This window comes from Microseira wollei NIES-4236, assembly GCF_020521235.1.
Lineage (GTDB): Bacteria > Cyanobacteriota > Cyanobacteriia > Cyanobacteriales > Aerosakkonemataceae > Microseira > Microseira wollei.
Genome location: NZ_BLAY01000283.1, coordinates 1 through 8,233 on the forward strand (window position 1 = coordinate 1; position 8,233 = coordinate 8,233).

Sequence of the window (8,233 nt, forward strand, 5' to 3'; positions counted from 1 at the left end):
CCCGATAGTTAGTCTTGAATCGTATCCATAACAAGGATGGAATTATCAAGGAGCGGAATGATGCGAAAGTATCACGTACCGTTCTGAAGGAGAGGTAAAAGTCGCAAGGCTTCTATCGACTCTAACTAAACGATAGGATAACCCAGTACAACCAGCAGTTTATCCAAGGGGATTACTGCGATATTAGGACAAAGGCTCTAGCTTGTCCTTTAACGTGCTTTGTCAGCAAGAACGGTGCTTCTCTTGAACCCTGGAAAGATGCCAAAGTAGACAAAGATGGAAACACTAAAAACCCACGGCGCAGCGAGTCGTGATATTCAAATCACAGCGTTACCGCAGCTAAAAGCAGCCAGACCTTGGTATGCCGGAATCGACTCAACGGTGCTGCAACAGAATGTCAAACGTCTGGACAACGCATACAAGAATTTCTTTGAAGGCCGGGGATTTCCCAAGTTCAAGAATTGCAGTAACTTTACCTCCTTTACTTATGCAATGGGAGTAAAAGCCCAAGGGAGCAAAATTTATCTGCCCAAATTAGGTTGGATGCGATTCTATAAGTCTAGACCTGTACCAGATGGGTTTGCTATCAAAGCGGCAACAATCCGGCAACGACAAGATGCGTGGTACATTGCGATCAGAATTGAGGATAAAACTGTACCAGACCTGGTTGCGAAATCTTTAACCGAGATTAGATCCGTTATTGGATGCGACCTGGGAATTACCAAGCTGGTACATCTTTCCGATGGCTACCAATTTCCCAATCCTAAGTTTGGAAACAACAAGAAAACCAAACATTTACTGAAGATTAGACAGCGACGGGTTAGTCGAAAAGTTAAAGGCAGTAATAACCGAAAAAAGGCGTCCAACTTTTTTGGACGCCTGCATAAGAAAATCGGCGATAAGCGACAAGCTTATCAATGGTGGGTGGCAAAAACTATTGTTTCCCGACGAGTAGATGCTATTGCTTTGGAGGACTTGAACATCTCTGGCATGTTGCGCCGCTGTCGGATAAAGAAAGACGATACAACCGGGGGCTATTTACCGAATGGACAATCCAGAAAGAAAGGATTGAATCGCGCTATCTCCGATGCCGCTTGGAATGAATTGATCTTGAAGATTGAGTATCTCGCTGCAAAGCAAGGAAAGATCGCAATCAAGATTAATCCTAAACATTCCAGCACTGAATGCAGAAATTGCGGGCATATAGACCGCAGTAACCGCGACGGTGAAAAATTCATCTGTTCGGCTTGTGGGTTCTTTGCCCATGCTGATATTACGGCAAGCGAAAAACATCAGAGATAGAGCATTAGACATGGTACGCCGGGACTCGACGAAACCTGCGGCTAAAACCGCTAAACGCTCAAAATACTGTAAGGAGAAGAGCCAGTGCGGTCTTGGGGTTTCCCCAAGTGGAGCAACTGGCGTATCACCGCGCCCTTGTGGCAAAGGCGGTGAGCCTGAGAACCCTAGTAATAGGGATATTAAGATCTTCATATCTTAAGAATCCCCGTACCTTCAGGTCGGGGAGTGTCAACAAGGTGGCGGCATTCTTTCCACAATGGTGCTAGGAATTGTAGGCGCTTTTATCGGTGGAACCTTAGCAACCCTGTTGACAACAGGAAGATTATACATTGCGAGTGCTTCTTTTAGCCTTCCCGGACTTTTTGTTGCCGTCATAGGAGCATTGATTGCTATCTGGATTTGGCATATGATGCATCGCAGAGCCTATTAATCTGCCAAATCTTAGCAAGCTGGTATACGCCAAACTTTTGAACTGAAAATTCATGCTGAATGCTGAATTTTCCCACATTTCAATACTGTTTTAGTACGTCGAGATAAATCCCATAGTGCCTTGTTAGCAAACTAACAAGGCACTTTATAATTGGCTCTGGAAGTGACGAAACCCTACCGGGGCGGGTTTATTTAACATATCTGTTGTCAGCAGAAGTTATTTGTAAAACCCGCGCCTACACCAATCAAAATGACCTGTAGGGGCAATTAGCAATTAGCAATTAGCAATTAGCAATTAGCAATTAGCAATTACCAAGAAAGGCCGATCATTCCGATGCAACCGGGATATGAAAGGTTTATACCAAAAGTAATTCTACCTTCCCTGTAAAACGAGGCGAAGCTCAATGTAGAATGTTTTTCCTAGGGTGGATAAAGTTCTAACATGATCGGTGCAATTGGATTAGGTCTGACATCGCTATCCTTGGGAATATGGATCGGATTGCTTTGTTTTCGGGGACAGTTTTGGCGTTGCGATCAACGACTGGAAAATGGACAAAGGGAGTCACCCCAACTCAAAGGGGACGAGTATCCATCGGTGTGTGCGGTGATTCCGGCGCGTAACGAGGCAGAGATGCTACCCATGACGCTGCGATCGCTCCTGACACAATCCTACCCCGGCGAGTTCACCATCGTCTTGGTAGACGACCACAGCAGCGATGGTACGGCAGAGTTTGCTCAAGGAATGGCGGAAGCACTCTTAAAACGCCACAGGTTACAAGTTATCGCCGCTGAAGCTTTACCATCCGGTTGGACTGGTAAACTATGGGCAATGGCGCAAGGGATTGAAAAGGCAGAAACCCTAACACCCCTCCCCGATTATTTTTTACTAACAGATGCGGATATCGAACACGATGTTAATAATCTCAGTCGGTTAGTTGCCAAAGCGCAGCAACACGATTTAGATTTAGTTTCCTTAATGGTGCTGCTGCGGTGTCAAAGTTTTTGGGAAAAACTGTTAAGTCCCGCCTTCGTATTCTTCTTTCAAAAACTCTATCCTTTCCGCTGGGTAAACAATCCCAAATACTCTACCGCCGCTGCTGCTGGAGGTTGTATTTTAATTCGCCGCGAAGCATTAACCAGAATAGGCGGGATTGAAACATTGCGCGATGCTTTAATTGACGATTGCACTTTGGGTCAAGCAGTAAAATCTACCAGTAAAAATGGAATTTGGTTAGGACTTAGCCATCAAACTCGCAGCAAGCGTGCTTATGATTCTTTAGCGACAATTTGGGATATGGTGGCGCGGACAGCTTTTACTCAATTAAATTATTCCCCTTGGCTGTTATTGGGAACGCTAATCGCAATGACCCTAGTTTATATTGTTCCACCTGTGGGGGGAATTTGGGGTGGATTAACGGGGAATTGGTTAGCAGCGATCGCTGGTTTTACCACCTGGTTACTCATGGCTATAGCTTACTTACCCACTATCAAATTGTATCGCTGTTCGCGCTGGCTGGCGTTTGCATTGCCTGCGATCGCATTCCTCTATACCTTGATGACAATAGACTCCGCTTTGCGTCACTGGCAAGGTAAAGGCGGCGCATGGAAAGGACGAGTTTATCCCGCTGCATAAAAGATACCATAAAACTATCTCAGAACCCACGCGCCCCAAACCAAAATGATGGAATCAACTAAGAAACGCCAAGTTCGTCGAGGTCGGATTTTTCCGCAAGGTCGGAGTACTCCAGAACAGATTGCTCAACAAACTGCCCAAAGGCAAGAATTAGGCAAGCGCTGTCGCCAAATATTCGAGCAAATTCGCCCGCAATTGATGTCAACTCATTACAACTGGTTGATCGCGATTGATGCAGAAACGGGTAATTACTTGCTCGCTCCTAAATTCGAGGAATTGATGCAAAAAGTCAAAGCGCATTATCCACCCAACGGCACAGTCAGGCTAACCGCTTTTCGACTCAAAGAAACCGGCTACTGCGGCTTAATATGATTTCATGCTAATTGCTAATTGCTAATTGCTCGCTTGCCCCTACAGGTCGTAATTCCGATGCCTAAGGAAACGATATGATGCGTTCGTGAAGCGTGCCGCGGCATATCACTCGTCTTCCTGGCGTCAGATCTTGCACCAATAGAAAGGGCAGGCACCGACGCCCACCCCAGAAAACATTTTTGGCTTCTTGTGGCATGGGCATCCTGCCCGTCGCCCACCCGACAAAACATGTTTGGCTTCTTGTGGCATGGGCATCCTGCCCTTCGCCCACCCGACAAAACATGTTTGGCTTCTTGTGGCATGGGCATCCTGCCCGTCGCCCACCCGACAAAACATGTTTGGCTTCTTGTGGCATGGGCATCCTGCCCGTCGCCCACCCGACAAAACATTTTTGGCTTCTTGTGGCATGGGCATCCTGCCCGTCGCGACAAAACATGTTTGGCTTCTTGTGGCATGGGCATCCTGCCCGTCGCGACCAAAAATTTTTGGCTTCTTGTGGCATGGGCATCCTGCCCGTCGCGACCAAAAATTTTTGGCTTCTTGTGGCATGGGCATCTTGCCCGTCGCGACCAAAAATTTTTGGCTTCTTGTGGCATGGGCATCTTGCCCGTCCGTTTTCCCATCACCCAACTGGATGAGTCAACAGGGCGAAGCTACGACGGCGCGTCACCTCGTACCTTAACAATAGTGCAGCCGCTGAAAAAATTTATCAACAACCCTTAGGGAATAGATGTGTATTCCCTTGTAGTTGTCGGAAAGACTTAGGTCAGAACTCAAAGTTGCACAAGAGGCACGCAACGGCTCGCTTTGAACAAGTATATTTGCGATCGCCCAGATCAATACTACAGGAGGTCGAACTGCATAAGTCATCGGTTGCCAGACATATTAAAGATTAGGAGGCAATAGTCACAAGATCCAACCCTTGAAACAGGATCGTACTATCCGTCAGAAGGAAACTAGGAACTAACCAGTCCTAATTCCCCATCACCCATCACCCATCACCCCTTTAACCTTATGCCGTCACTTGCTCGTAAAAACCTGCTAGAAGATATTCCTCGCTTCCTCGTAGCGCAAGCTGGGATTATGTTTGCGGTTAGCCTGGTGACGATTCAAACCGGCATTCAAGCTGGGTTCACTCGTTCCACATCCCAGTTAATTGACAATTCCAAAGCAGATATCTGGGTGTCTTCCAGAAACATGGTACACCTGGGTCTGACAGTACCGATGTCCTACGACCTCGTTGCTGCTGCTCAAAATGTGGAAGGCGTCGAGACAGCTGAAGGTTTAATGATTCGGGGTGCGGCGTGGCGGAATTCTCAAAATCAATTAAGTTCGGTGACGCTAGTTGGTTTTGAGCCAGATGGACAATTATTTCAACCTTGGAATATCACTCAAGGAACTATAAGCACTTTAAAGATTCCTTACACGGTCATGGTAGACGAGAATAGCTTGTCTGCTTTGCACGCGGAACGAAGGGGCGATGTCGGGGTTGTTGGTTCGCTTCCAGCGCATATCGTCGGTATAACGCGAGGAACTAAATCCCTTGTGTTGGGCGATTTAATGTTTGCATCTTTGGAGACGGCTTACACTTATGTAAATTCCCCAATAACAGCAAAAATCCCCTGCGACCTCGCCGACCAAAATGTCGATTGTGCTTTAACAAATGGCAATTTTCCTCCCGAACCTCAAGCTTTATCTTCTAACGACCCCTTTGCGATTTTGTCGGGTCGGGTAAGACCCGGTCAAACTATCGAGCCGCTGTCTTTTATCCTAGTAAAAGCTAAACCGGGTGCGAGCATAGAATCTCTCCAGCAAAAACTAGAAGAAGCTTTGCCCAATACCCGTGCTTATACCAAGGCTGAAATGTCCAAGCTAACTCAAGATTATTGGGCGAGGCGGTCTGGAATTGGTTTTGTTCTCGGTATTGGAGCCGTTGTAGGTGTCGTTGTTGGGGCGGTGATTGTCAGTCAAATTCTTTATTCCTCGGTGTCGGATCGCTTGAAGGAATATGGAACTTTGAAGGCGATGGGATCGTCAGATTTAGTAATCTACGGCGTGATTGTAGAGCAAGCTTTGTGGATGGCGGTGTTGGGATATATACCAGGAATGGCGCTGTGTTGGGGAGTGGCAACTTGGACAGCCGCGACGCAAGGAATTTTAATTTTAATTACACCTGGGTCTGCGATCGCTGTCTTCGGCATTACCGTCGCCATGTGTGTCGCTAGCGCCGGTTTTGCCATCCAAAAAGTGACGCGGGTCGATCCGGCTATTGTGTTTAAAGGGTAATCGCTTTTGGGAAATTAATTAGTTATTAAATAATGAATCGATTAACCCTTACCGTCTTCATCGTTTCTTCACAAAACAACTCCAAAAACTCATAAAAAAAACAAGAAAAATTGCGACAAAAAGCAACAGAAATAGGTATAATTAAGGAGAGATATAATAATCAAATTGTGATTATTAGTTCGATCTAAACGCAATAAGTAACAGCCTCACAACGCCAAAACTGTAATTAAAAGAGAGTAGAACGGATGACTGCCTTTAACAATTTGGAACTTAAATTTAAGGAGTGGACTCGCGGGGGAAGTCAGACCGTCGCGCCTGCAACAGGGTTGCATCGTCCCGAAACAGAATCAATTGTTGTTAAGGGGCTGGAAATGACGATCAAATCCGGACGAGAAATAGCTCGCATCTTGAAAGGAATTGATTGGCGTATCCAAAAAGGCAGCGTCGAACTGTTGATGGGGCCGTCGGGATCTGGGAAAACCACCCTGCTGTCAGTGTTAGCAGGACTGCTAACCCCCACCGCTGGTAACGTTTACTTGCTGGGACAAGACATTACCAAAATGTCGCGGGAGCAGCTAGCCCAGTTTCGCTTGCAAAATATTGGCTTTATATTCCAAGATTTCAACCTGTTTCCCGCATTAACGGCGGCTGAAAATATAGAAGTGGCGCTGAACCTCAAAGGCATTAAAGGAAAAGCAGCCAAACAGGAAGCTCAACGTTTGCTAGAACAGGTAGGCTTAAAAGACAAAGCAAATTTGAAGCCGTCGAGTTTGTCTGGGGGACAACAACAGCGGGTAGCGATCGCCCGTGCTTTAGCCGGAAATCCCCAGCTAATTATGGCAGACGAACCCACCGCCGCGCTTGACTCCCAAAACGGTCATGCGGTAATGGCATTACTGCGCGAATTGGCAAAAGAAAGAGGCTGCACGGTGTTGATGGTAACCCACGATCCCCGGATTATGGACTTAGCCGACAACATCGCTTACATGGAAGATGGCATCTTGAAAAATGGCTAATGGCTAATGGCTAATGGCGTTCCCAGGCAGATCCGTGGGAACGAGGGTAAAAAAAGCAATTAGCAATTAGCAATTAGCAATTAGCAATTAGCAATTAGCAATTAGCAATTAGCAATTAGCAATTAGCAATTAGCAATTAGCAAACAAACCTGCTGTCACTTCCTGTAACACGCGCAGTCCCCGTAACGATCCCTGAATCAGTCTTTTGGCGGCGAAGGGTTGTCGGATCATACCTATTGCTAAGGGTAAAAGTTGAAGCGAACCGTTAGGACTCAAAGCACTGCTAAGATCGGGCATATCTCGATCGCAGTCATCGCTGATAACTCTGACCATAGCTACGGCGATTCCAGCTTGAGAGAGCATTTCTAAGGCGGCGAATCCCTCCATATCGATAACATCAGCTTGATAAATTTGACTTAGAAGGCGCTTACTAGCGGCAGCACCAACAAAGCGATCGCTAGTAAGCGCCTTGACTATTGCGGCTTTTTGTGATAATTTGCGGTGAATTTGGCTGGTGAGGTAGCGATCGCAGTTTAACGGCTGTGGTAGTGTAGGGGGAATCAATGGCAAATCTTTTTCATCCCTGACTTCATCCCACCTTTTGACGCAACTTTTATACAGCACCACATCTCCAACTTTGTGGGAAGGAGTTAAACTCCCGCATAGACCCATCAGCAAAATTCTTGACTGGGGATGAAAAAAATGTCCGGTATTTTGCAGATTTTCTAGATATTGAGTCAACGGTAATGGTCCCATGGGAACGGGTAAAACTGGCGGCGTAGGAGTGCTAACGCGGCTTAATCCGCGACAAACAGCCTTATATTCGGGTCCTTGAGCAACTAGAATTGCTGAAATCAGATTTGATTCAACCATCGATATTAGTCCTTTCCCACCTGAAGAATATCTATTTATTGAACCGCCAAGAAGCCATAGACAAGGGTAGCGTCTTCTCGAAGAGTAGAACGCCAAGAAAGAAGAAAGAATAAAGGAATATAGGTAATCTTCTGGCGGGAAAGTGACGCGACATTGTAGTAGGGAAAAGGAAAAAAACTTCATGATGTTCCCTACCCCCGTTGATTATTTTGCAAACAAACCGGGTTTCTTGTTGCTGGGTGAAGTTGGGACACATTGTAGGGGCTAAGGCTAAAGAAAAACTTTGAGCTGGCGACAAAACTTACTGATGTTCCCTACGCCC

Annotated in this window: 8 protein-coding genes and 1 pseudogene; 7 read left to right on the forward strand and 2 right to left on the reverse strand. The window is 46.3% G+C overall.

Features of this window, described 5'->3' with window-relative positions:
• Positions 1-276 precede the first annotated feature (276 nt).
• The 4 genes and pseudogenes from MiSe_RS45785 (at position 277) to MiSe_RS45800 (ending at position 3,736) form a co-directional block, all read left to right on the forward strand.
• Positions 277-1,302 carry an RNA-guided endonuclease InsQ/TnpB family protein gene (locus MiSe_RS45785; protein ID WP_226593485.1) on the forward strand — a complete coding sequence of 342 codons (1,026 nt, stop codon included), beginning with the start codon at positions 277-279 and terminating at the stop codon, positions 1,300-1,302.
• Positions 1,303-1,534: 232 nt separating this feature from the next.
• Positions 1,535-1,732: pseudogene (locus MiSe_RS45790) on the forward strand (GlsB/YeaQ/YmgE family stress response membrane protein); the annotation flags it as partial.
• Positions 1,733-2,176: 444 nt separating this feature from the next.
• Complete coding sequence (locus MiSe_RS45795) at positions 2,177-3,364, forward strand: glycosyltransferase (protein WP_444980634.1); 1,188 nt, start codon at positions 2,177-2,179, stop codon at positions 3,362-3,364.
• A 45-nt stretch (positions 3,365-3,409) separates the two neighbouring features.
• On the forward strand, positions 3,410-3,736 hold the full coding sequence (locus MiSe_RS45800; protein WP_226593491.1) for a hypothetical protein: 327 nt from the start codon (positions 3,410-3,412) through the stop codon (positions 3,734-3,736).
• A gap of 61 nt (positions 3,737-3,797) precedes the next feature.
• Here the strand turns inward: MiSe_RS45800 and MiSe_RS45805 are convergent, their stop codons facing one another.
• Positions 3,798-4,238, reverse strand: coding sequence for a hypothetical protein (locus MiSe_RS45805; protein WP_226593493.1), 441 nt, complete (start codon positions 4,236-4,238; stop codon positions 3,798-3,800).
• On the opposite strand from MiSe_RS45805, the gene MiSe_RS45810 reads away from it, so the two are divergent.
• The 3 genes from MiSe_RS45810 to MiSe_RS45820 all read left to right on the forward strand — a co-directional run bounded on the left by MiSe_RS45810 (position 4,232) and on the right by MiSe_RS45820 (position 7,038).
• Positions 4,232-4,459 carry a hypothetical protein gene (locus MiSe_RS45810; RefSeq protein WP_226593495.1) on the forward strand — a complete coding sequence of 76 codons (228 nt, stop codon included), beginning with the start codon at positions 4,232-4,234 and terminating at the stop codon, positions 4,457-4,459. The genes MiSe_RS45805 and MiSe_RS45810 overlap by 7 nt on opposite strands.
• A 291-nt stretch (positions 4,460-4,750) precedes the next feature.
• Positions 4,751-6,022, forward strand: a complete 1,272-nt coding sequence (locus MiSe_RS45815; RefSeq protein ID WP_226593497.1) for an FtsX-like permease family protein — start codon at positions 4,751-4,753, stop codon at positions 6,020-6,022.
• 245 nt (positions 6,023-6,267) lie between these two features.
• Entirely contained in the window at positions 6,268-7,038 is a 771-nt protein-coding gene (locus MiSe_RS45820) for an ABC transporter ATP-binding protein (RefSeq protein ID WP_226593499.1), read from the forward strand.
• Between the two features lie 129 nt (positions 7,039-7,167).
• Here the strand turns inward: MiSe_RS45820 and MiSe_RS45825 are convergent, their stop codons facing one another.
• A complete protein-coding gene (locus tag MiSe_RS45825; protein ID WP_226593500.1) occupies positions 7,168-7,911 on the reverse strand; it encodes a 5'-methylthioadenosine/S-adenosylhomocysteine nucleosidase family protein in 744 nt (247 codons plus the stop codon).
• Positions 7,912-8,233: the final 322 nt, after the last annotated feature.

Coding starts and splice junctions, on each gene's coding strand:
- MiSe_RS45815 (WP_226593497.1), top strand. CDS start 4,751: ATGCCGTCACTTGCTCGTAAAAACCTGCTAGAAGATATTCCTCGCTTC.
- MiSe_RS45785 (WP_226593485.1), top strand. CDS start 277: ATGGAAACACTAAAAACCCACGGCGCAGCGAGTCGTGATATTCAAATC.
- MiSe_RS45800 (WP_226593491.1), top strand. CDS start 3,410: ATGATGGAATCAACTAAGAAACGCCAAGTTCGTCGAGGTCGGATTTTT.
- MiSe_RS45820 (WP_226593499.1), top strand. CDS start 6,268: ATGACTGCCTTTAACAATTTGGAACTTAAATTTAAGGAGTGGACTCGC.
- MiSe_RS45805 (WP_226593493.1), bottom strand. CDS start 4,238: ATGCCACAAGAAGCCAAAAATTTTTGGTCGCGACGGGCAGGATGCCCA.
- MiSe_RS45825 (WP_226593500.1), bottom strand. CDS start 7,911: ATGGTTGAATCAAATCTGATTTCAGCAATTCTAGTTGCTCAAGGACCC.